The sequence below is a fragment of the Dactylosporangium salmoneum genome (assembly GCF_039532525.1).
GTDB lineage: Bacteria > Actinomycetota > Actinomycetes > Mycobacteriales > Micromonosporaceae > Dactylosporangium > Dactylosporangium salmoneum.
Window position 1 is genome coordinate 22,667 of sequence record NZ_BAAARV010000022.1, and the last position, 23,061, is coordinate 45,727.

Annotated in this window: 20 protein-coding genes and 2 pseudogenes; 15 read left to right on the forward strand and 7 right to left on the reverse strand. The window is 72.6% G+C overall.

The features are described 5' to 3' along the window. Positions 1–46 precede the first annotated feature (46 nt). The gene (locus tag ABD352_RS13250) at positions 47–844 is read left to right on the forward strand and encodes a hypothetical protein (RefSeq protein ID WP_344612613.1); all 798 of its coding nucleotides are present in this window, start codon (positions 47–49) and stop codon (positions 842–844) included. Between the two features lie 252 nt (positions 845–1,096). After that, a pseudogene (locus ABD352_RS13255) lies at positions 1,097–2,062 on the forward strand (MinD/ParA family ATP-binding protein); the annotation flags it as partial. Here the strand turns inward: ABD352_RS13255 and ABD352_RS13260 are convergent. Then, positions 2,037–3,401, reverse strand: a complete 1,365-nt coding sequence (locus ABD352_RS13260) for a transaminase (protein WP_344612615.1) — start codon at positions 3,399–3,401, stop codon at positions 2,037–2,039. The pseudogene ABD352_RS13255 and the gene ABD352_RS13260 overlap by 26 nt on opposite strands. Positions 3,402–3,450: 49 nt before the next feature. Here ABD352_RS13260 and dnaE point away from each other — a divergent pair. Then, a pseudogene (gene dnaE / locus ABD352_RS13265) lies at positions 3,451–6,717 on the forward strand (DNA polymerase III subunit alpha); the annotation flags it as partial. An 83-nt stretch (positions 6,718–6,800) separates the two neighbouring features. Next, entirely contained in the window at positions 6,801–7,760 is a 960-nt protein-coding gene (locus ABD352_RS13270; protein ID WP_344612616.1) for a hypothetical protein, read from the forward strand. 117 nt (positions 7,761–7,877) lie between these two features. Here ABD352_RS13270 and ABD352_RS13275 read toward each other — a convergent pair whose 3' ends face one another. Both ABD352_RS13275 and ABD352_RS13280 read right to left on the reverse strand, forming a co-directional pair. Continuing rightward, entirely contained in the window at positions 7,878–8,609 is a 732-nt protein-coding gene (locus ABD352_RS13275) for an LON peptidase substrate-binding domain-containing protein (RefSeq protein ID WP_344612617.1), read from the reverse strand. Positions 8,610–8,645: 36 nt separating this feature from the next. Continuing rightward, the gene (locus tag ABD352_RS13280) at positions 8,646–9,776 is read right to left on the reverse strand and encodes an alpha/beta fold hydrolase (RefSeq protein ID WP_344612618.1); all 1,131 of its coding nucleotides are present in this window, start codon (positions 9,774–9,776) and stop codon (positions 8,646–8,648) included. Between the two features lie 135 nt (positions 9,777–9,911). Here ABD352_RS13280 and ABD352_RS13285 point away from each other — a divergent pair, with 135 nt between their 5' ends. Genes ABD352_RS13285 through hisF form a run of 9 tightly spaced genes read left to right on the forward strand, consistent with a single transcriptional unit; the run spans position 9,912 to position 16,194 of the window. After that, positions 9,912–10,565 (forward strand): TetR/AcrR family transcriptional regulator, encoded by a 654-nt coding sequence (locus ABD352_RS13285; protein WP_344612619.1) that lies wholly within the window; start codon positions 9,912–9,914, stop codon positions 10,563–10,565. A 60-nt stretch (positions 10,566–10,625) separates the two neighbouring features. Beyond that, positions 10,626–11,927, forward strand: coding sequence for a histidinol dehydrogenase (hisD, locus tag ABD352_RS13290; protein WP_344612620.1), 1,302 nt, complete (start codon positions 10,626–10,628; stop codon positions 11,925–11,927). After that, positions 11,924–13,000, forward strand: coding sequence for a histidinol-phosphate transaminase (locus tag ABD352_RS13295; protein WP_344612621.1), 1,077 nt, complete (start codon positions 11,924–11,926; stop codon positions 12,998–13,000). The genes hisD and ABD352_RS13295 overlap by 4 nt, the downstream gene beginning before the upstream one ends. Next, on the forward strand, positions 12,997–13,611 hold the full coding sequence (gene hisB / locus ABD352_RS13300) for an imidazoleglycerol-phosphate dehydratase HisB (RefSeq protein WP_344612622.1): 615 nt from the start codon (positions 12,997–12,999) through the stop codon (positions 13,609–13,611). The genes ABD352_RS13295 and hisB overlap by 4 nt, the downstream gene beginning before the upstream one ends. Further along, positions 13,608–13,757, forward strand: a complete 150-nt coding sequence (locus ABD352_RS13305) for a hypothetical protein (RefSeq protein ID WP_344612623.1) — start codon at positions 13,608–13,610, stop codon at positions 13,755–13,757. The genes hisB and ABD352_RS13305 overlap by 4 nt, the downstream gene beginning before the upstream one ends. 10 nt (positions 13,758–13,767) lie before the next feature. Beyond that, positions 13,768–14,391 carry an imidazole glycerol phosphate synthase subunit HisH gene (hisH, locus tag ABD352_RS13310; RefSeq protein WP_344612624.1) on the forward strand — a complete coding sequence of 208 codons (624 nt, stop codon included), beginning with the start codon at positions 13,768–13,770 and terminating at the stop codon, positions 14,389–14,391. 53 nt (positions 14,392–14,444) lie between these two features. Further along, entirely contained in the window at positions 14,445–14,702 is a 258-nt protein-coding gene (locus ABD352_RS13315; protein ID WP_344612625.1) for a hypothetical protein, read from the forward strand. 5 nt (positions 14,703–14,707) lie between these two features. Then, positions 14,708–15,436 (forward strand): bifunctional 1-(5-phosphoribosyl)-5-((5-phosphoribosylamino)methylideneamino)imidazole-4-carboxamide isomerase/phosphoribosylanthranilate isomerase PriA, encoded by a 729-nt coding sequence (priA, locus tag ABD352_RS13320; RefSeq protein WP_344612626.1) that lies wholly within the window; start codon positions 14,708–14,710, stop codon positions 15,434–15,436. Further along, entirely contained in the window at positions 15,433–16,194 is a 762-nt protein-coding gene (gene hisF / locus ABD352_RS13325) for an imidazole glycerol phosphate synthase subunit HisF (RefSeq protein ID WP_344612627.1), read from the forward strand. Before priA ends, hisF begins: the two co-directional genes overlap by 4 nt. Positions 16,195–16,244: 50 nt before the next feature. On the opposite strand, the gene ABD352_RS13330 is transcribed toward hisF, so the two are convergent. Further along, positions 16,245–16,730 (reverse strand): hypothetical protein, encoded by a 486-nt coding sequence (locus ABD352_RS13330; RefSeq protein WP_344612628.1) that lies wholly within the window; start codon positions 16,728–16,730, stop codon positions 16,245–16,247. 99 nt (positions 16,731–16,829) lie between these two features. Beyond that, positions 16,830–17,789, reverse strand: a complete 960-nt coding sequence (locus tag ABD352_RS13335) for a LysR family transcriptional regulator (protein ID WP_344612629.1) — start codon at positions 17,787–17,789, stop codon at positions 16,830–16,832. A 72-nt stretch (positions 17,790–17,861) separates the two neighbouring features. On the opposite strand from ABD352_RS13335, the gene ABD352_RS13340 reads away from it, so the two are divergent. Further along, positions 17,862–18,779 (forward strand): EamA family transporter, encoded by a 918-nt coding sequence (locus ABD352_RS13340; RefSeq protein WP_344612630.1) that lies wholly within the window; start codon positions 17,862–17,864, stop codon positions 18,777–18,779. A 23-nt stretch (positions 18,780–18,802) separates the two neighbouring features. After that, the gene (gene yczR, locus ABD352_RS13345) at positions 18,803–20,269 is read left to right on the forward strand and encodes a MocR-like transcription factor YczR (protein WP_344612631.1); all 1,467 of its coding nucleotides are present in this window, start codon (positions 18,803–18,805) and stop codon (positions 20,267–20,269) included. 97 nt (positions 20,270–20,366) lie between these two features. Here the strand turns inward: yczR and ABD352_RS13350 are convergent, their stop codons facing one another. Both ABD352_RS13350 and ABD352_RS13355 read right to left on the reverse strand, forming a co-directional pair. Next, a complete protein-coding gene (locus ABD352_RS13350; RefSeq protein ID WP_344612632.1) occupies positions 20,367–22,208 on the reverse strand; it encodes an AMP-dependent synthetase/ligase in 1,842 nt (613 codons plus the stop codon). A 149-nt stretch (positions 22,209–22,357) separates the two neighbouring features. Continuing rightward, entirely contained in the window at positions 22,358–22,990 is a 633-nt protein-coding gene (locus ABD352_RS13355) for a TIGR03085 family metal-binding protein (protein WP_344612633.1), read from the reverse strand. Positions 22,991–23,061: the final 71 nt, after the last annotated feature.

A 23,061-nucleotide genomic window follows, 5' to 3' on the forward strand; every position in this document is an offset into this window, starting at 1 on the left:
CCCGTGGGTCACCCTTCAGGAAGCGCTGTGCGACCCTGGCGGGGCGATGAAGCAGCTCCAGCGACTCGACCAGCGCATTCTGCCGCCGATCGGCGACGTGCTCGCCCGGATCTTCCGGGGTGCCCAGCGCCTGCGCGCGTTCACGATCGTCGTCGGCGTGGTCGCCGTGACCGCCACCCTGCTGGCCGTGCACCGCGGCGACCGGCCGCACAGCGACCCGTCGCTGGGTGACGTGCTGCGGGTCGGGGTGCGCGAGGGGGACTCCATCCCGGCGTACGTGCAGACCGGCAAGGACGAGCTGGCCGCCCTGCCCGGCGACGCGCCGGTCTACGCGCTGGTGTCGTTCACCGCCTACCTGGCCCCCGAGCGGCTGACCCCCGTGCTCGCGGACGTCTCGGTGTCGAGCGTCTTCGCCCGGGTACCGCTGCCGCAGACGCAGACCGAGCTCGTCCGGCTGGGGGCGTACAAGCTGCCCGACGATGTGGTCACGGCCATGGACTCCACCGCCGCACGCAAGAGCGAGGAGGCCCAGCACTACCGCGACCTGCTTGCCCGCGACGACGCCGCGCCCGCCGACGCCCGCCAGCGCTACGTGGCCGGGTCGATCGTGGCCGACAAGGAGGCCACCGCCTATCGCGAGCACTGCTCGTGCGTGTATGCCGCCGTCGTCTACGCCACGCCGGCCGCCCTGCGCGCCGTCGCGGCCCGGCCCGAGACCCGGGTGGTCGACCCGATCACCGACCTGCAACGCCTCGATCGCACGGTGTTCCTGCCCCCGTTGCCCGAGCAGACTACGGTCGCGGAGCCGGTACGCGAGGCGCCCGCGTCCCCCGGACCGTCGTGAGGGGATATCCCTTCGGCCTGTCGTGCAGTTGATGCAGGGGATGGGCTCGCAGGAGTGGTCCGAATAGTGTTCGGTCCGTAGCCTACGGGTACGGGTTTTCTGCGCGGGTGAGGAGGGCCAGTCGTGGCTGAGCGGGCCGATGCCGGGTGGGACAGGTCGGCGGAGCCGGCTCCCCGCTGGCGCTCGCTGCTCGACCGCGCCCTGCTGGGCCGGGGCAGTCCGAGTGATCTGGATTACGACGGCCGGTTCGAGCGCCCCACGGCCCCATATCAGCCCGAACGGCCCTACGATGACGAGCCAATGCAACCCAACGGCACCCGCCCCTATGACGCCGCGTACGACGCGCCGCCCCGCCCCGCCGGGCCCGAGCGGCGCGGCCCCGTGGTCGAGTACCAGAGCCGTCCGGCCGACCCGACCGAGCAGATGGTGCAGGTGCTGCGCCAGGAGATCCCCACCCCGAAGGTGCTGGCGTTCGCCAACCCCAAGGGCGGGGTGCACAAGACGACCGCGACCGTGCTCACCGCGGCCACCATCGGCAGCGTCCGCGGCAAGGGCGTGCTCGCCTGGGACGACAACGAGCTGCGCGGCACGCTCGGCCTGCGGGCCGGCAGTGCCCGGCACGCCCGCACCATCCGGCACCTCATCGCCGACCTGGTCCGGGTCGAGCACGCGACCGGCTACGACCTCTACGACATGCTCGACGACTACCTGCGCCACGCCTCCGACGGCTCCTACGACGTGCTGGCCGGCGAGGAGAACCCGCGCTTCGCGCAGCGCCTCGACCCGCACACGGTCCGGCGCGTGCTGGAGCTGCTGCGCCGGACCCACGACGTGATCTGCGTCGACACCGGCAACAACGTCGAGAGCCCCAACTGGCAGACCGTGCTGCAGGCCGCCGACCAGCTGGTGGTCACCAGCGTGCCGCGCGAGGACGCCGCGTTCACCGCCGACTGGATGCTCGACCTGCTCGACGAGGCCGGCATGGAGGAGCTGGTCGCCAACGCGGTGACCCTGCTGTCCTGCCCGACGCCCAACCCGACCCCGCTCATCGACGACCTGGCCGGGCACTTCCGCACCCGGACCAGGGCCGTCGTGGTGGTGCCCTACGACCCGGCGCTGGAGAGCGGCTCCAACATCGAGTACCCGATGCTGGCCCCCGCCACCAAGCGGGCGTGGCTGCGGGCGGCGGCGGTCATGATGGACCCGTACGCCCGGTGAGCTCGCCGATCGCCTCGGCGAACGTCCGTTCGTGATGCGCGACCATGTCCTCGGTCGTGGCCGGGGACATCAGCGCCATGTTGTGGAACGGGGTCAGCAGGATGCCGCGGTTGGCGAGGTAGACGTGCAGGAAGTCCTCGAGCTCCGGGTCGCCTGCCCGGCTTGATTCGGTACCGCTGCGGGGTGCGGGACTGGTGAACCGGTACTCGACGCGGGCGCCCAGCCGGGTCACCGACCACGGGAGCCGGTGCTCGTCGATGACGCGCTGGACGCCCTTGCCGAACATCTCCGCCAGATCGGACATGCGGCGAAATGCCGGTTCGGTCAGGACATGCTCCAGCGTGGCCCTTGTGGCGGCGATGGACAGCGCGTTGCCGGCCAGGGTGCCGCCGACGCCGCCCATGTCGATCAGGTCGAGGCCGGGGATCGCCTCGATGTCCTCGGCCAGCCGCTGCGACAGGCCGTAGGCCGCGGCCGGGATGCCGCCGCCGATCGCCTTGCCGATCGTGACCACGTCGGGCTCCAGGCCCCACAGGCCGGTGGCGCCGCCCGGCCCGGCCGAGAACGTGTGCGTCTCGTCGTTGATGAGGTATGTGCCGTATTTGCGGCTTATCCGCCGTACACCCTCCAGATAGCCGTCCTCGGGCAGCACGATCCCGATGTTGGTCAGCGCCGGCTCCATGATCACCGCAGCCACATCGCCGTTGGCCAGCTCGCGCTCCAGGCCCTCCAGGTCGTTGAACTCGGCGACGCGGCTGGTCCGCGTCACCTCGACCGGCGCGCCGACGTTGCCCTCGCGGCTGCGCGGGACCCCGTCCTCCAGCACGATCAGCGACTCGTCGACCGAGCCGTGGTAGCAGTAGCTGTTGAAGAGGATCCTCGGGCGGCCGGTCACGGCCCGCAGCAGCCGGATCGCCCAGCGGTTGGCGTCGGTCGCGGTGAGCGCGAAGCTCCAGCGGGCGACCCCGAAGCGGCGGGTCAGCTCGGCGCCGACCCAGGCCGCGTCCGGGGTCGGCAGCATGGCGCAGGCGCCGCCGGCCACCTCGAAGCGCTCCCGGACCGCGGCCACCACCGGCTCGGGGGAGTGCCCGGCCATGGCGGCCGTGTCGCCCAGGCAGAAGTCGGCGTACTCGTGCCCGTCGAGGTCCGTCACCCGGGCGCCGCGGGCCTCGGCGAGGTACAGCGGGAAGCCCGCCGCCTTCTTGTTCATCCACGTCATCGGCACCCGGCCGAACAGGTTCCCGGCCTGGGCGTACTCGGCCGCCGAGCGCGGGTTGCCCGCGGCGAAGGCAGCTCTCTCGCGGCGCAGCAGCGCGCCGAGTCGGTCGCGGTCGATCATGCCCTGGAGTGTCTCGCAAAATGTCGTACCCCGGCGATAGGTTCTGGCCGTGGGGGAGTCTTTCGTACATCTGCACGTACATACCGAGTACTCGATGCTCGACGGGGCGGCGCGGCTCGGTCCGCTCTTCGCCGAGGCGGCGCGGCTGGGCCAGCCCGCGCTGGCCATGACCGACCACGGCAACATGTTCGGCGCCCACGACTTCTACCACCAGGCCACCCGGGCCGGGATCAAGCCGATCCTCGGCATCGAGGCCTACCTGACCCCCGGCACCCACCGCCGGGACCGCACCCGGGTGCGCTGGGCCGACGGCGGCGAGAACGACGTGTCCGGCGGCGGCGCCTACACCCACCTCACCCTGCTCGCGGCCGACGCCGGCGGGCTGCGCAACCTCTTCCGGCTCTCGTCGCTGTCCAGCCTGGAGGGGTACTTCTACAAGCCCCGCGCCGACCGTGAGCTCCTGCAGCGCTACGCCGGCGGCGTCCTCGCCACCACCGGCTGCCCCTCCGGCGAGGTGCAGACCCGCCTGCGCATCGGCGACTTCGAGGGCGCCTGCGCGGCCGCCGGCCAGCTGCGCGACATCTTCGGCCCGGGCAACCTCTACCTGGAGCTCATGGACCACGGCCTGGACATCGAGACCCGGGTCCGGGCCGACCTGCTGCGCCTGGGCAAGCGGCTCGCGCTGACCCCCGTGGCCACCAACGACCTGCACTACACCTTCGCCGGCGACGCCGATGCGCACGAGGCCCTGCTCGCGGTGCAGTCGGCCACCACCCTGGCCGACCCGAAGCGGTTCAAGTTCGACGCCCGCGACTTCTACCTCAAGCCGGCCGAGCAGATGCGCCGGCTCTGGGACCGCGAGGTCCCCGGCGCCTGCGACGCCACCCTGGAGATCGCCGAGCGGATCGGCGACTACGCCGAGGTCTTCGCCGCCCGCAGCCTGATGCCGAGCTTCCCGGTGCCGGCCGGCGCGACCGAGGACTCCCACCTGCGCGCCGAGGTGGAGCGCGGGCTGGCCCGGCGGTTCCCGGACGGGGTGTCGCAGCCGCACCACCAGCAGGCCGACTACGAGCTGTCGGTGATCACCGGGGCCGGGCTGGCCGGCTACTTCCTCGTCGTCGCCGACCTCGTCGTCCACGCCCACCGGGAGGGCATCCGGGTCGGGCCGGGGCGCGGCTCGGCGGCCGGGTCGCTGGTCTCCTTCGCCCTCGGCATCACCGAGCTCGACCCGATCGCGCACGGGCTGCTCTTCGAGCGCTTCCTCAACCCCGAGCGGCCGAGCATGCCCGACATCGACATGGACTTCGACGAGCGCCGGCGCGGCGAGATGATCCGGTATGCCACGGACCAGTACGGCGCCGACCGGGTGTCGCAGATCATCACGTACGGCACGATCAAGGCGAAGGCCGCGATCAAGGACGCCGCCCGGGTGCTCGGCTTCCCGTTCTCCCTCGGCGAGCGGATCAGCAAGGCCGTACCGCCGCCGGTGCTCGGCCGCGACATGCCGCTGTCCGGCGTCTTCGACCCGGCCCACCCGCGACACAAGGAGGGCGGGGAGCTGCGCCGGCTCTACGAGTCCGAGCCCGAGGTGCGCACCGTCGTGGACACCGCCCGCGGGCTGGAGGGGCTCAAGCGGCAGTGGGGCGTGCACGCCGCCGGCGTCATCCTGTCCCGCGAGCCGCTGGTCGAGGTGCTGCCGATCCAGAAGCGCGAGCAGGACGGGGCCATCATCACCCAGTGGGACATGGGCGCCTGCGAGGCGATGGGCCTGCTCAAGATGGACTTCCTGGGCCTGCGCAACCTCACCATCCTCGACGACGCGATCGAGGCGATCCGGCACAACCGGGGCATCACGGTGGCGATCGAGGAGGCGCCGCTGGACGACGGGCCGACCTACGAGCTGCTGTCCCGGGGCGACACCCTCGGCGTCTTCCAGTTCGACGCCACGCCGGTGCGCCAGCTGCTGCGGGCCATGGCCCCGGACAGCTTCGCCGACATCTCCGCCGTCGGCGCGCTCTACCGGCCGGGCCCGATCGCCGCCAACGCGCACAACGAATACGCCGACCGCAAGAACGGCCGCCGCCCGGTCACGCCGATCCACCCCGAGCTGGCCGCGCCGCTGGCCGACATCCTCGGCGACACCTACGGCCTGATCGTCTACCAGGAGCAGGTCATGGCGATCGCGCAGCGGGTCGCCGGCTACACCCTCGGCGCCGCCGACCGGCTCCGGCGGGCGATGGGCAAGAAGAAGAAGGAGATCCTGGACGAGGAGTTCACGCTCTTCGCGCCGGCCATGCGGGACCGCGGCTACTCGGAGGGGGCGATCCGCACCCTCTGGGACATCCTGGTGCCGTTCTCGGACTACGCGTTCAACAAGGCGCACAGCGTGGCGTACGGGCTGGTGGCGTACTGGACGGCGTATCTCAAGGCCAACTACCCGGCCGAGTACATGAGCGCCCTGCTCACCTCGGTCGGCGGCGACAAGGATCGCTCCCCGGTCTACCTCGCCGAGTGCCGGCACATGGGCATCCGCGTGCTGCCGCCCGACGTCAACTCCTCCCAGGGCCGCTTCGCCGCCGACGGCGCCGACATCCGCTTCGGCCTCGGCGCGATCCGCAACGTCGGCCCGGCCGCCGTCGAGTCCATCATCCGGTCCCGCCGCGAGAAGGGCGCCTACACCGACTTCTACGACTTCCTGGCCAAGGTCGACCAGGTCGTGTGCAACCGCAAGACGATCGAGTCGCTCATCAAGGCCGGCGCCTTCGACTCCCTCGGGCACTCCCGCCGCGGACTGCTCAGCGTGCACGCCGACGCCCTCGACGCCGTGCTCGGCGTCAAGCGCAACGAGGCGATGGGCCAGTTCGACCTTTTCGGCGCCCCGCTGCTCAGCGCCCCGCCCGTGCCGGCCATGGAGTGGGACAAGCCCGAGCTGCTCGCCTTCGAGCGCGAGATGCTCGGCCTCTACGTCTCCGACCACCCGCTGCGCGGCCTGGAGCACGTGCTGCGGGCCGTCGCCGACCGCCCGGTCGCCGCCCTGGCCGAGGAGGGCACGGTCCCGGACGGCGCGGTGGTCCGCCTCGCCGGCATCCTGTCCGGCGTGCAGCGCCGGGTGACCCGCCAGGGCCGCCCGTGGGCCTCGGCCACCCTGGAGGACCTGGACGGCAGCGTCGAGGTCATGTTCTTCCCGGACACCTACGAGCTGGTCGACCAGTGGGTCGCCGAGGACGCGGTGGTCGCGGTGAAGGGCCGCGTGGACCGGCGCGAGGAGGCCCCGCGCCTGATGGCGATGGAGCTGGTCCTTCCCGACCTGACCGCACCGGACCCCGAGGTCGCGCCGGTGCCCGGGGCCGCGGCCGCCTCGCTTGCCGGATCGGCGCGGGCGCCTGGCAGGATGGGATCGTGAGCATCGCCCCGATTTCGCCCGTCGGCCAGCCGGAGGCCGCCCCCGCGCCGGCCCGCGTGCCGCTCGCGCGGGAGGCGCTGTGGGCCCTCGTCGTCGCGGTCGTGGTGGCCGGGCTGGGCGCGCCGTTCGGTCTGTTGTGGTCGAAGCTCGCGCCGCACGTGGAGCTGGTGCAGACGCAGTACGGGCCGTATCCCATCGAGGGGGAGCCCGAGGGCTACTGGGCCGACGACGGCTGGTTCATTCTCATGTCGATCGGCATGGGCATCGTCATCGCCGTCGTCGCCTGGCTGCTGCTGCGCCGCTTCCGGGGCCCGATCCTGCTGGCCGCCCTGGTCGTGGGCTCCGCCGGCGCCTCGGTGCTGGGCGCCTGGCTCGGCAACAAGATCGGCTGGGCGCACTACCTCGACCTCGCCACGCACGCCCCGGAGAACACCCACATCTTCCGCCCGGTCAAGCTGCGCACCGGCACGTCGAGCCTGCTGTTCGGCTTCATCCCGTGGGTCCGGGGCACGATGCTGGTCCAGGCGCTGGCCGCCGCCGCCGTGTACACGGGCCTGGCCGGCTTCCACGCCTCCCCGACGCTGCGCTACGACAACATGCCCGTCGAATACCTGGACCAGCCCGCCCCGCCGCCGGGCTACTACCCGGGCGCCGACGCCGGTCAGTCCTCCGAGCCGGACCCGGGCGCCTACCCGGCTCCCGGCTTTCATCCCGCTCCCGGGGCGCACCCGGATTCCGGCGCCGATGAGGCCGCCGGCCGGCCTGCTCCAGGCGATGGTTCGGCCTCCGAGGGCCAGCCGGCGCCCGAGGACGCCTCCGGCCATTCGCCCACCGCGGGCGACGGCCATTCGTCCACCGCAGGTCAATCGGGGCCTGAGGGCATCGACCCGGCGCGGTCCGAGTCCGATGACCCTCCGGCGCCGGGCGGGTCGCAACCCGGGCAGCCGCGGCCCTGACCTTCCCGGCCCGGCGCGCTGGCGTCGGCCGGCCGCTCGTTCCCGGGCCGGCCGCTCGTTCCCGGGCCGGCCGCTCGTTCCCGGGCCGGCCGCTCGTTCCCGGGCCTTGTCGCAGGGTCAGTTCGGGCTGGCGGGGACGGCCAGGTCGGACAGGGCCACCGGGACCGCGCGGACCTGGCCCAGCAGGGCGGTCTCGCGGCGCAGCAGGGCGCGCTCGGCCTTCAGCCGGCTGGCCGTGTCGGGCTCGGCCAGCAGTGACTGGCGATCCTCCAGGGTGAGCGACGCCGTGGCGGCGACGAGGTGCGACAGCACCGTCGGGTCGTCCGGCAGCTGCTCGCCGTCGTCGTCCGCCCGGACCGCCCGCAGGTAGTCCTGGTAGGCGGCGAGCACCCCGGCGGCCAGCTCGCCCTCGCGGTCCGGCTCGCCCTTGGGCTCGGGGAGCCACTCGACCTCGCCGGTGAGGTACGGGGTGTCGTTGCGGGCCAGCCCCAGGAGGCGGAACCGGCGGCGGCCGACCGTCATCAGGTCGAAGCGGCCGTCCGGGAGCTCCGTGAACTGGCGGATCTCGGCGGCGCAGCCGACCTCGTAGAGCGAGAGCGACTCGCCCGCCGTGATCGATGCGTCGGAGGACTCGGTCTGGCGGCCGACCTCCCAGCCGCGGCGGATCGCCACGACGCCGAACTCCCGGGGCAGGTTCTCCGGGAGCTCGGTCAGGTGCTGCACCAGGGTGCGGTACCGCGGCTCGAACACGTGCAGCGGCAGTACCAACCCCGGAAACAGCACCGTGCCCAGCGGAAAGAGCGGCAGGAGCGTCCGCGTGCGCTCCGGTTCATTCGCGGCTGCCTCCACGGGGCGAAGCCTAGCCGAGCGCGGGGCTACCGGCTCTCAGGAGAGGGTCTTGAAGAACTCCCGGATGTCGGCGGCCAGCACTTCGGTCGCCTCGTGCGCCGCGTAGTGCCCGCCGACGTCGCCGTCGGCCGGCTCGTTCGCGCCCTCGCCGGGGTACCCGTAGGCGTGCCACTGCACGATGTTGGCGTGGTCACGCTCGGCGAAGCGGCGGATCGACTCGAAGTCGCCGTAGAACATGGCCAGGCCCGTGGGGGAGGAGGTGGGGCCCTGCGGGCGCTCGGCCGCGTGGGCCTCCTCGTAGTAGAAGCGGGCGGCCGAGGCCGAGGTGCCGGTGAACCAGTAGATGGCGACGTTGGCCAGCACGAAGTCCGGGTCCAGGGTCGAGCCGAAGAGCTGGGCGTTCCAGGCCAGCAGGCCCGTCGGGGAGTCGTGCAGCGCGTACGCCAGGGTCTGCGGCTGCTGGCTCTGCAGGACGTTGAAGGACATCTTGTTCTCGTAGAACCACTGCAGGCGGGCCAGGGCGCGCTGGTCGGCCTCGCTCAGGTCCTGGAAGTCGGCCGGGTCACCGCTGGGGAACGAGTACAGCTGGGTCACGTGCACGCCGATCACCCGCTGCGGGTCGAGGCGGCCCTGCTCGGGGCCGATCATTGAGCCGGCGTCGTTGCCCACCACGCCGAAGCGCTCGTAGCCCAGGCGGGTCATGAGCTCGTTCCAGGCGCGGGCGGTGCGGTACCGGTTCCACCCGGTCCCGCGGGTCGGGCCGGAGAAGCCGTACCCGGGCAGCGAGGGGATCACCAGGTGGAAGTCCCCGCGCAGCGGCTCGATGAGGTCGAGGTACTCCATCACCGAGCCCGGCCAGCCGTGGGTGAGGATCAGCGGCGTGGCGTCCGGGTTCTGCGAGCGCACGTGCAAGAAGTGGATGGTCTCGCCCTCGATCTCGGTGAGGAACTGCGGGTGCGCGTTGAGCCGCGCCTCGACCGCCCGCCAGTCGAACTCCTCCAGCCAGTACCGGGCCAGCTCCCGGACCCGGGCGCCCGGCACCCCGTAGGCGTCGCCGACCCCGGCCGGCTCTCCCGTCGCGGGTTCGGCCGGCCAGGCCGCGCGGCGCAGCCGGTCGTGCAGGTCGTCCATCGCGGCCTGCGACACCTCGACCCGGAACTCTCGCATGACGATCCCCCAACTTTGCTCACCAGAACGGAATGTTCTGTTCCGTTAAGTTAGCAGACCGGAACGCTCCGTTCCATGGGTCGCGGGAAAACAGATCGGAACAATCCGTTCCGATAGGGTGCTACAGTGGCGCCCATGACCGGAGCTGCATCCCCGCTGCGCGGGCGCCAGCGCGAGGCGGCCCGCAACGACGGCGTCATCCTCGCCGCGGCCCGCGACGTGTTCCTCGAGGACCCGAAGGCCCCCATCTCCGCTGTCGCCGAGCGCGCCGGCGTCGGGATCAGCGCGCTGTACCGCCGCTATGCCGGCAAGGAGGAGCTGCTGCGCACCCTCTGCCACGACGGCCTCAAGGCCTTCATCCAGGCGGCCCAGGACGCCGACGAGATGAACGAGGGCTGGGACGCGCTCACGACGTTCCTGCGCGAGGTCGTCGACGCCGACGTGCACTCGCTCACCGTCCACCTGGCCGGCACCTTCACCTCGACGCCCGAGATGGTGCAGGACGCGGTGCGCTCCAACGAGCTCGTCGCCCGCCTGGTCGACCGCGCCCACGCCGGCGGCCGCCTGCGCCCCGACGTGGTGGTGACCGACATCGGGATCGTCCTGGAGGCGTGCGCGGCGATCCGCCTGCCCGACAAGGAGCGGACGGTGGAGCTGCGCCGGCGGTACCTCGCCCTCACCATCGACGGCATGGACCGCGACGACGCCGACGCCCTCCCCGGACCACCACCGGCGCCCGGCGAGATGAACTGGCGATGGGCGCGATCCCGGCAAGGGCAAAGTTCTTGACAGCCCGCAGGGCGGGACGGCGACGCATAAGCGCTGGCGGCGCCGAATAGACTCGCAAGGGTGTTGAACCGGATCGACCTGCGCGGCTCCAGCGAGGACCCGCGCCGTCTGCTGCCCCGAGCCGCCATTGACGTCACCGTCGCCACCGAGCAGGTGCGCCCGACCGTCGAGGCGGTCCGCGAGCATGGCGCGGCCGCGATCCGGGAGGCCACACATCGTTTCGACGGCCTGCAGCTGCAACAGCTGCGGGTTCCGGCCGAGGCGATCGAGAAGGCCGAGGCCGAGCTCGACCCGGCCGTGCGCGCCGCGCTGCTGGAGTCGATCGCCCGCGCCCGCAAGGTCCACGACGACCAGCGCCGCACCGAGGTCACCACGGTGCTCGGCGAGGGTGGCACGGTGACCCAGCGCTGGCTGCCGGTCGGCCGGGTCGGCCTCTACGTGCCGGGCGGGCTGGCGGTGTACCCGTCCAGCGTCGTCATGAACGTCGTCCCGGCCCAGGCCGCCGGGGTCGCCTCGATCGCCGTGACGAGCCCGCCGCAGAAGGACACCGGCCTGCCGAACCGCAACATCCTGGCCGCGTGCGCGCTGCTCGGCGTCGACGAGGTCTACGCGGTGGGCGGCGCCCAGGCGATCGCCATGTTCGGCTACGGCTTCGACGACGAGGAGCCGGGCTGCGCGCCGGTCGACATGATCACCGGGCCCGGCAACATCTGGGTGACCGCGGCCAAGCGGATGCTGCGCGGGACCGTCGGCATCGACGCGGAGGCCGGGCCGACCGAGATCGCGATCCTGGCCGACGGGAGCGCCGACCCGCGGCACGTGGCCGCCGACCTGATCAGCCAGGCCGAGCACGACCCGCTGGCGGCGAGCGTGCTGGTCACGACCTCGACCGAGCTGGCCGACGCGGTCGACGCCGAGGTGGCCCGCCAGGTCGCCGCGACCAAGCACGTCGAGCGGGTGACCGAGGCGCTCAGCGGCCCGCAGTCGGCCACGGTGCTCGTCGGCGACCTGGAGCAGGGGCTGCGGGTCGTGGACGCGTACGGCGCCGAGCACCTCGAGATCCAGACCCGCGACCCGCGCGCGGTGGCCGAGCGGGTGCGCAACGCCGGCGCGATCTTCGTCGGCGCCTGGTCGCCGGTGTCGCTGGGCGACTACTGCGCGGGCTCCAACCACGTCCTGCCGACCGGCGGCTGCGCGCGGCACTCGTCCGGCCTGTCCACGCAGACGTTCCTGCGCGGCGTGCAGCTGATCGAGTACTCCCAGGACGCCCTCCAGCAGGTCGCCGCCCACGTGGTCGCCCTGTCCGACGCCGAGGACCTCCCGGCCCACGGCGCGGCGGTGAAGGTGCGGTTCGGCGCATGACGACCCTCGACGACCTGCCCCTGCGCGACGAGCTGCGGGGGATGAGCCCTTACGGCGCGCCCCAGCTCGACGTGGCCGTGCGGCTCAACACCAACGAGAACTCCTACCCGGTGCCCGATGCGGCCGTCGAGGAGATGGAGAAGGCCCTCTCCGCGGTGCTGCGCGACCTCAACCGGTACCCCGACCGCGACGCCGTCGCCCTGCGCACCGACCTGGCGGCGTACCTCGGCCACGCCCTGACGTGGAAGCACGTCTGGGCGGCGAACGGCTCCAACGAGATCCAGCAGCAGCTGCTGCAGACCTTCGCCGGCCCGGGGCGCACCGCGCTGGGCTTCACGCCGTCGTACTCCATGCACCCGCTGCTGGCCGCCGGCACCGGCACCGCCTGGGTCGACGGGCGCCGCGCCGGGGACTACACGCTGAGCGCCGAGCACGTGGTCGCGAAGATCCGCGAGTACGACCCCGACCTGGTGTTCCTGTGCTCGCCGAACAACCCGACCGGCACCGCACTCCCGCTGGACGTCGTCGAGGCGGCCGCGGAGGCGGCGCGGGGGATGGTGATCGTCGACGAGGCGTACGCGGAGTTCGCCCGCCCGGGCACCGTCTTCGCGCTGAGCCTCGTCGAGCGCTTCCCGCGCCTGGTCGTGACGCGCACGATGAGCAAGGCGTTCGCGCTCGCCGGTGGCCGTCTCGGCTACCTCGCCGCCGACCCGGCCGTGGTCGACGCGGTGCAGCTGGTGCGGCTGCCGTACCACCTGAGCGCCATGACGCAGGCGGTCGCGCGCGCGGCCCTGGCCCACACCGACGCGCTGCTGTCCACCGTGGACGCCGTCAAGGAGCAGCGCGACCGCATCGTCGCCACGCTGCGCGGCTGGGGCCTGCCCGTCGCCGACAGCGACGCCAACTTCGTGCTGTTCGGCGCCCCGCGCGAGGACAGCAAGGGCGTCTGGCAGGCGCTGCTCGACCGCGGCGTGCTGATCCGGGACGTGGGGCTGCCCGGCTGGCTGCGCGTGACCGCCGGCACGCCCGAGGAGACCACGGCATTTCTGAACGCACTCGAGGAGCTCTTGTGAGTCGTACCGCCCGTGTCGAGCGAGTCACGAAGGAGACCAAGGTCCTCGTCGAGCTGGATCTCGACGGCACCGGCGTCGGGGAGATCTCGACCGGCGTGGGCTTCTACGACCACATGCTCAACCAGATCGCCAAGCACGGCGGCTTCGACCTGCGCGTGCACACCGTCGGCGACCTGGAGATCGACGCGCACCACACCGTCGAGGACACCGCCCTCGCGCTCGGCGCCGCGTTCGCCGAGGCGCTCGGCGACAAGGCCGGCGTGACGCGGTACGGCCACGCCCAGGTCCCGCTCGACGAGGTGCTCGCCTCGGCGGTGGTCGACCTGTCCGGCCGCCCGTACGTGGTGCACGACGAGCCGGCCAACATCGCCCCGCACATCGGCGGCAACTACCCGACCAGCCTGACCCGGCACATCTGGGAGTCCTTCGGCCACTCGGCGCGGGTCACGCTGCACGTGAGCATCCTGCGGGCGGGCCGCCACGGCGCCCAGCCCGACGCCCACCACATCGTCGAGGCCCAGTTCAAGGCGGTCGCCCGGGCGCTTCGCCAGGCCTGCGCGATCGACCCCCGCAACGCGGGCGCGGTGCCGAGCACCAAGGGCGCGCTGTGAGCATCGCACTGCTTGCTTTGGCGGGCCTGCTGCTGGGCGGGGCGCTGTCGCTGCGCCAGCAGAGCAAGTCGAAGGTGCCGTTCGTGATCACGCTGGTCCTGGCCGTGCTGTCCGCGGCCGGCGGCCTGCTGTGGATGGAGAGCTGAGGGAGCTGTGGTGGCGAAGAAGGTCGTGATCCTCGACTACGGCTCCGGCAACCTGCGCTCCGCGGAGCGGGCCGTCGCCCGGGTCGGCGCCGACGTGGAGGTGACCTCGGACCTCGGCAAGGCGGCGCGCGCCGACGGCCTGGTGGTGCCGGGCGTGGGGGCCTACGCGGCGTGCATGGCCGGCATCGACGGGCTCGGCGCCGCCCCGGCCATCGCCGAGCGGGTCCGCGCCGGCGCACCGGTGCTCGGCATCTGCGTCGGCATGCAGATCATGTTCGACTCCGGCGAGGAGCACGGCGTGGTCACCAAGGGCCTGGGCCTGGCCCCGGGCACGGTGACCCGCCTGCAGGCGCCGGTGGTGCCGCACATGGGCTGGAACACGGTGGCCTGGCCGGAGGGCTCGGTGCTCGGGGCCGGCCTGCCGGCGGACACTCGCTTCTTCTTCGTGCACTCCTACGCCTCGACGGTCGTCGACGCGCAGGCCGAGGCCGGGGTGCGGGTCGCCACCGGCGTGCACGGCGAGCCGTTCGTGGCGGCGTTCGAGACCGACGTACTGCGGGCCACGCAGTTCCACCCCGAGAAGTCCGGCGACGCGGGGGCGACCCTGCTCGCGAACTGGCTGGGGACGCTCTGAGCAAGGAGCGGGCGAAGCGGCGCGCTCTGCTGGAGGCGGAGCGCGCCGAGCGCATGCGCCGCCACGAGCGCAAACGCGCGCGCAGGGCCGCGATGCGGCGGCTGGTGCCCAAGGTCCACGTCGGGCGCACCGGTAAACTCTTCGCTCGTCGCTCCCGCAAGCAGCGCGTCATCATCGCCATCCTCGTGCTGGCGGTCCTGGTCCTGGTCTGGACGTCGCTCGACTCCTGGCCGGCCCGGATCGGTATCAGCGCGATCCTCATCGTCGCCACCCCGGCGCTCACCGTTCTCGTTCTGGACCGAAGGATCTGAAACTCATGGCTCTGCAGCTCCTGCCCGCTGTCGACGTCGCCGACGGCCAGGCGGTCCGTCTCGTCCAGGGCGCCGCCGGCAGCGAAACCACCTACGGCGACCCGCTCGAGGCCGCCCTGGCCTGGCAGCGGCAGGGCGCCGAGTGGATCCATCTCGTCGACCTGGACGCGGCGTTCGGGCGCGGCTCCAACGCGGCCCTGCTGGCCGACGTGGTGCGCCGCCTCGACGTGCAGGTGGAGCTGTCCGGCGGCATCCGCGACGAGGCCTCGCTCAAGGCGGCCCTGTCCACCGGCGCCACCCGGGTCAACCTCGGCACCGCCGCACTGGAGAACCCGGACTGGTGCGACCACGTCTGCGCCACCTACGGCGACCAGGTCGCGGTCGGCCTGGACGTGCGGGGTCACCAGCTCGCCGCCCGCGGCTGGACCAAGGAGGGCGGCGACCTCTTCGAGGTGCTCGACCGGCTGGAGAAGGCCGGCTGCGCCCGTTACGTGGTGACCGACGTGATGCGCGACGGGACGCTGACCGGCCCCAACCTGACCCTGCTGCTCGAGGTCACCGGCCGGACGAAGAAGCCGGTGATCGCCAGCGGCGGCGTGTCCAAGCTCGACGACCTCCGCCAGCTGGCCGCGCTCGAGCCCGCCGGGGTGGAGGGCGTGATCGTGGGCAAGGCGCTGTACGCCGGCGCCTTCACCGTCGCCGAGGCCCTCGACGTGCTGAAGGAGTCGGCGTGACCGTCGCCGTGCGGGTGATCCCCTGCCTGGACGTGGACGCCGGGCGGGTGGTCAAGGGCGTCAACTTCCTCAACCTCCGCGACGCCGGCGACCCGGTCGAGCGCGGGGCCGCCTACGACGCCGCGGGCGCCGACGAGCTGGTCTTTCTCGACGTGACCGCCTCGTCCGACGGCCGGGCGACGATGCTGGACGTTGTTCGCCGTACCGCGGAAACGGTCTTCATCCCCCTGACCGTCGGGGGCGGCGTGCGCAGCGTCGGCGACGTGGACACGCTGCTGCGCGCCGGGGCCGACAAGGTCGGGGTCAACACCGCCGCGATCGCCCGGCCGGAGCTCATCGCCGAGATCGCCCAGCGGTTCGGCAGCCAGGTGCTGACGCTGTCGCTGGACGTGCGCCGCTCCGAGGGCCAGCCCAGCGGCTTCGAGGTGACCACCCACGGCGGGCGCCGCGGGGCCGGGCTGGACGCGGTCGAGTGGGCGGCCCGGGTGGCCGAGCTGGGCGCCGGCGAGATCCTGCTCAACTCGATGGACGCCGACGGCACCAAGGACGGCTTCGACCTCGAGCTGATCCGCGCGGTCCGCGAGGTGGTGACCATCCCGGTGATCGCCAGCGGCGGGGCCGGCAAGGTGGCCGACTTCGCGCCCGCGGTCGCCGCGGGCGCCGACGCGGTGCTCGCCGCGAGCGTGTTCCACTTCGGAGAGCTGGCCATCGGCGACGTCAAGACCGCGCTGCGCGAGGCCGGTCACCCGATCCGCTGACCGGCGGTCCACCGGCCGCCAACGGGCCAGGCCCGTTGGCGCCCCTTGCGTCAGTCGGCCTTCTTGCCGGCGGCGACGGCGATGCCGACGATCCAGCCGACCCAGAGGCCGTACCCGGATGCGCCCGTCGCGCCCTGCAGCGCGCTGAGCATCGTGGGGTTGGCGAGGATGAACGTGGTGGTGAACGCGGCCAGGGCGGCGGCGAAGATCAGCGCCCCCCATCCGATGATGACTGCGCCGGCGCCGCCCGCCACCGTCTTGGCGGCAATGGCGAGCACCAACGCGACGAAGAGGATCAACAGCAGCGCGCGCAGGTCATTGGCGAGGAGTTCCCGGGCGGCGGCTCCCGAGTCGTCCCGCGGTGAGATCCACCACCGCGGCCAGGCCAGCATGCGCAGGAAGAATCCCCATACGGTCGACCCGTCGCTGTGCCGGTCGACCCATTCCGTGAAGATCTGGTTGCCGAAGATGAGCACCAGGAGCAGCGTCGCCAGGACACCGGCGCCGGTCGCTGTCCGGGAACGGAAGAGGGCCATACCAATGAATGTAAGGGGCGGCCCGAAATCGTGCAGAAGTGAATACCATGAGTGAAAACCCCGCCGGAACGGGGCCCTGGTGAGCGGCTCGAACTGCGGTTACACCACGTGAATGACGTCCCGCCCGGACACCCATTCGGGTAGCTGGGTCATCGGCGCGGACGAGCTCGGGCGGTGCCGCCAGGCGTCCTGGAGGGCCGCGACGGTCGCCCCGATCGCCGGACGCCCGGAGGCCGCCGCCCGCCACGCGACCGACACCCGGCGGGCCGCCTCGGGGGTCACCGGCCGGGCCACCACGCCGGCCGGCAGCGACGCGCGGGCCAGCCGCGGCACGAACGCCACGCCGAGCCCCTCGGCGACGAAGGTCAGCTGCGTCTCGAACTCGTTGACGAGGATCGACGGCTGCAGCCCGGGCAGCATGCGCAGCAGCCACTCGTGACAGACCGTGCCCGGCTGCGAGCCGATCCAGCGCTCCTCGCGCACCTCCTCGAGCGTGATCGGCCCTTCCCCGAACGCGAGATGGTGCCCGGCCGGCAGCATGAGGTCCCCGACGTCCAGGCCCAGCTCGACGTTGGCCACCCCCGGCGGGAACGTCACCGGGATCTCCAGCCACTCGTCGATGAGCGCGACGTCGATGATGCCGCGCAGGATGCCGTCGAAGCTTGCGTCCCGGTCGGTCTCCAGCAGGGTGAGCTCCAGGTCGGGGTGCTCGGCGGAGAGCCGGCGCAGCGTGTGCGGCAGCAGCCCGCGGCACGCGGTCGGGAACGACGAGACGCTCAGCCGCCCCGACACCGTCTCCTGATGCGCGGCCAGCGCCGCCTCGGCCTCCTCGACCGCCGCCAGCACCCGGCCCGCGTGCTCGGCGAGCACCCGCCCGGCCTCGGTCAGCCGCAGCCGCCGCCCGTCCTTCTCCACGAGTGTGGTCCGCGTCTCCCGCTCCAGCTTGGCGAGGTGCTGGGACACCGCCGACGGCGTGATGTGCAGCGCCCCCGCCGCCGCCGTGACCGTGCCGAACGTCTGCACCGCGCGCAGGGCCTGGAGCCGCGAGAAGTCAAGCATGAAGCAATACTAAAACCACGATGCAGAACTTTTCGATGGTACTTCACGATCTGCCCGCCAATCATCGAAGGCATGAGACCTCGCGATCTGGCCCTGGCGATCCTGGTGACCGTCATCTGGGGCGTCAACTTCGTCGTCATCGACGTGGGGCTGGACAGCATGTCTCCGCTGCTGTTCTGCGCGCTGCGCTTCGGCGTGGCCGCCCTGCCCGCGGTCTTCCTGGTCGGCCGCCCGAAGGCGCCCTGGCGCTGGGTCGCCGCCACCGGCGTCGCGCTCGGCGTGGTCAAGTTCTCGCTGCTCTTCGCGGGCATGGCGGCCGGGCTGCCGGCCGGCCTGTCCGCGCTGGTCCTGCAGAGCCAGGTCGTCTTCACGCTGGTGTTCGCGACGGTACTGCTGCGTGACCGCCCCGGCCGCAGGCGCGTCGCCGGCGTCGTGCTGGCCGCGGCCGGGATCGTGCTCATCGCCACACAACTCGGCCTGGACCGGCCCCTGGGCGCGTTCCTGCTGGTGGTGGCGGCCGGGGCGGCGTGGGGCCTGGCCAACGTGGCGATGCGCAAGGCCGCCGCCACGGACATGCTCAACTTCATGGTCTGGGTGAGCGCCGTGGCCACCCTGCCGCTGGTCGGGCTGACGCTGGCGATCGACGGCCCGCGGTACGACATCCAGGCCCTGAAGGGTCTCGACCTCGTCGCCGTGGGCGCCATCGCCTATGTCGCCTATCTCAGCACGCTCTTCGGCTTCGGCGTCTGGGGCCGGCTGATCACCCGCTACGGCGCCGGCACCGTAGCGCCCTTCGCCGCGCTGGCGCCGGTCTTCGCGATCCTGTCGGCGGCGGTGTTCCGGCACGAGCAGATCCACTGGTACGACCTGGTCGGCGGCGCGGCGATCCTCGGCGGGGTGCTGCTCGGCGCGGTCCCGTCCCGCGTACGGAAATTGGACTTGCCCGCCGAGTCGGTGCGTGCCAGTCTGAGGCCAATCGGCCGGGTGTGAGAGCCAATTTAGGGGGACTGGCCTTGTCAGCGATCGTCCGGGGCGCTCAACTGGCCCGCATGCTCAACGCCTGGCAGGTCGCGGTCGGGGTGCGAGGCCCCGGCGGGCGCCGCCCGGAGTACGTGATCCTCGCCAACGCCGTGCGCGGGCTGCTGATCGACGGCCGCCTGGCGCTGGGCGTGCGGCTGCCCGCCGAGCGCGAGCTGGCGGCGGCGCTGGGGATCAGCCGTACCACCGTGACCGCCGCCTATCGGGAACTGCGCGAGAGCGGGCACGTGTCCAGCCGCCGCGGCGCCGGGAGCTGGACCGAGCTGCCCGCGGGCCACCGCGTCGGCACCTTCGGCCTGTGGACCCCGAGCGACGACGCCGGCCTGATCGACCTGGGCTGCGCCGCGATGCCCGCCCCGCCGGAGCTGCAGGCGGCCGCCGCCGAGGCCGTCGCGGACCTGGAGCCGTACCTCTGCGGCCCCGGCTACCAGCCCTCCGGACTGCTGGTTCTGCGCGAGGCGATCGCCCGCCAGTACACCGAGCGCGGCCTGCACACCGACCCCGACCAGGTCATGATCACCGGCGGCGTGCAGCAGGCCCTCGACCTGCTCCTGCGCCTGCTGGTCGCCCCGGGCCAGCGTGCCCTGGTCGAGACCCCGACCTACCCCAACGCCCTGAGCGCCTTCATCGCGGCGAGGGCCCGCATGAGCGCGTACGCGATCGGCCCCGACGGCTGGGACGCCGACCTGCTGCTCTCCACGATCCGCGCCGCCCAGGCCCGCGTCGCGTACCTCATCCCGGAGTTCCACAACCCGACCGGCCACCTGATGCCGGCCGCCCTGCGCGAGCGCCTCCCCGCCACCGCCCACGCCGCCGGCACCGACCTGATCATCGACGAGTCCTTCGTCGACCTGGCCCTCGACCCCGACCTGACCCTGCCGCCGGCGGTCGCCTCGTTCGACCGCACCGCGCGCGTGCTCACCATCGGCGGCATGAGCAAGGCCTACTGGGGCGGCCTGCGCATCGGCTGGGTCCGTGGCCCGGCCCCCTTGATCGCCCGCCTGGCCGTCGCCCGCGTCGGCGTCGACATGGCGTCCCCGGTCCTGGACCAGCTCGTGGCCGCCCGCCTCCTGCACCGCCGCGACACGATCGTCTCGGCCCGCCGTAAGCAGCTGCTCGTCCAGCGCGACACCCTGGCCGCCGCCCTGCGCGCGGAGCTGCCGGAGTGGCGCTTCGCCCTGCCCCGCGGCGGCATGGTCATCTGGGCCGAGCTCGACGCCCCGGTGTCCAGCGCCCTGGCCCGCTCGGCCGAGGAGCTGGGGGTGCGCGTCGCCCCTGGGCCGCGCTTCGGCGCCGACGGCACGATGGAGCGGTTCATGCGCCTGCCGTTCACGCTTCCGGAGACCGACCTCGTCGAGGCCGTGCGCCGGCTGGCCGCGGCCCGCACCGACCTGGACCGCCCCCGCCGCCACTCCTGGTCGACCCCGGCCGTGGTGGCCTGACCGGGCCGGCCGCGGCGCGGCCCCGCGCCGGGACGCGTCGTGGCCCCCGGGGATGGCGGTTCCCGGGGGCCACGACACTGTGGGGTGTGAGCGAGGTCTATATCTCTGCGAGCGCGCCCGTGTACATCCGGTCGATGTCGCCGGCGAAGGACTTCTCGACGGCGCGGCGCTTGACCTTGAGCGAGGGGGTGAGCTCGCCGTCCTCGATGGACAGGTCACGGGAGAGAATGGTGAACTTCTTGACCGTCTCCCAGCGGTTGAGCTTGGTGTTGAGCTCGGCGACGTAGCCGGCCACGAGCTCCTCGGCCTCCTTGGAGGCGGCGATCTCCGCGTACGACTTGCCGGCGAGCGCCGTGCCGTCGGCCCAGGCCTTGATCGCGTCCGGGTCGAGGGTGACCAGCATGGTCACGTAGTTGCGGGCCTGGCCGACCACGATGGCCTGCGAGGTGTACGGGCAGACGGACTTGAACAGGCCCTCGATGTAGCTGGGGGCGACGTACTTGCCGCCGGAGGTCTTGATCAGGTCCTTCTTGCGGTCGGTGATGCGCAGGTAGCCCTGGTCGTCCAGCTCGCCGATGTCGCCGGTGCGGAACCAGCCGTCCTCGGTGAACGCGGCGGCGGTCTCGTCGGGCAGGTTGTGGTACCCCCGCATGATCGGCGTGCCCTTGAGCAGCACCTCGCCGTCGGTGTCGAGCTTGATGCCGAGGTCGCCGAGCGCCTGGCCGACCGTGCCGATGCGCGCCTTGCCGTCGCGGTTGACGAAGGAGCCCGCCGAGGTCTCGGTCAGCCCGTAGCCCTCCAGGATGGGCAGGCCGGCGGCGAAGAAGAACTCGCCGATCTCCGGGGACAGCGGCGCCGAGCCGGAGACCATCGCGCGCATCCGGCCGCCGAGGCGGGCCCGCAGCTTGCTGAAGACCAGCTTGTCGGCGATCGCGGCCTGGACCTTCAGCAGCCCGCCCGGTTCGCGCCCGGCCAGCCGCTCGGCGGAGGCCTTCTTGCCGACCGCGACGGCCCAGGTGAAGATCTTCCACTTCGCGCCGCCGTCGGCCTGCGCGCCGGTGACCACGCGGTTGTAGACCTTCTCGAAGATCCGCGGCGCGGCGCACATGAGCGTCGGGCGGATCTTGCCGAGGTTGTCGATGAGCTTGTCGACCCGGCCGTCGACGTACGTGGGCAGGCCGACGTACAGGATCCCGCACAGCAGCGTCTTGCCGAACGAGTGGGAGAGGGGCAGCCAGAGGTACTGCAGGTCGGTCTCGGTGAGCACGCCCGTGTCCTGCTGCGTCTTGCCCTGCCACACCCAGCCCGCGTGCAGCAGCTCGACGCCCTTCGGCCGGCCCGTGGTGCCCGACGTGTAGATGAGGGTGGCGAGCCGGTCGCCGTCGATGCCCTCGACGATCCGGTCGATCAGGCCCGGGTCCGCCGTGGCCGCCGCCCGCCCGGCCGCCTCCAGGTCCGCCAGGGTCATGGTCTTGATGGCTTCGGTACCGCGGGGAGCGCCGTCGAACAGCACGACCGTCGTCAGGTTGGGAAGGTCCGCTCCGTCGAGCTTGGCCGCCTGCTCCGCGTTCTCGGCGAAGAGCACCTTGGAGCCGGAGTCGGTGACGATGTACACGGCCTCTTCGGGCTCGGTCGTCGGGTAGACCGTGGTTGTGGCGGCGCCCGCCAGCATGATGCCGAGGTCGGCGAGGACCCAGTCGAGCCGGGTGCTCGACAGCACGGCCACGCGGTCCTCGGGCGCGATGCCCAGGGTGGTCAGGCCGGCGCCGATCGCGCGCGCCTGCTCGCCGACCTCGCTCCAGGTCATCCAGATGGGCTCGGCGTTGTCATCGGGGGCGGGACGGCCGAAGGCGCGGGCGTCGGGGGTCTCGGCAACGCGGTGCAGGAACATGTCCGGGATCGAGCGGTATGGCAATTCGAGCCGCTGGGTCTGGGTCATGGTCGGGCCTTCCGGGCCGTGACAGCCATCACGTCTGTCGGTTACCAGACGGTAAACCGTCGATCCCGTTACCGGCTAGACCCGAAACCGAAACGTGAGCAACCTGCTGGATCCCTTGTCTAAAACCAGATTCAAGACCCAGCGGTACCTCAGATGCCCAGGCGTGCCCCTCTGAGGTTTTCGGCCAGATCCTCCGGGCCGTCGATGTTCACGCCGGCGACGGACTGCCGGCCGGTGAAGAAGAGCAGCAGCTCGCCCGGGTCGCCCTGGACCGACACGCGCGGGGCCGAGTCGTCGCCGCGGCCGGCGGTGAACGGCGCGACGCCCGGGCCGCCGACCTCGATGCGGGCCGGGAACCGGCGGGTGGACAGTCGTGCCGAGCCCTTGACGCGGCCGGCGAGCGCCTGGGCGTACGACTCGGAAAGCTCCCGCGGCGCCCAGCCCGGCGCGGCCCGGCGCACGTCCTCCAGGTGGATGAAGAACTCGATGAGGTTCACCGCCTCCTCGGCGAACCCGGGGCGCAGGTACGGCGGGGGATTGCGGACCTTGCCCACCAGCGTGGCGTAGTCGCCGGCGGCCAGCCGGTCCTGGACGTTGCGCGTATGACCGGCCACGGGCTTGACCAGGATGCCGGCCGCCGCGTCGGGCCGGCGCTCGCGCAGCACCAGGTGCGCGGCGAGATCGCGGGTGGCCCAGCCCTCGCACAGGGTGGGCGCGTCGGGGCCGGCGGCCAGCAGCGCGTCGGCGAGCGCCGCCCGCTCGGCGCGGGCGAAGGAAGTCATGTGCGTAACGCTAGACCCGAAATTGTCGTAGGTCGTCGGTAAGGTTGGCGTGCGGTCGGGGTTGCTTACCG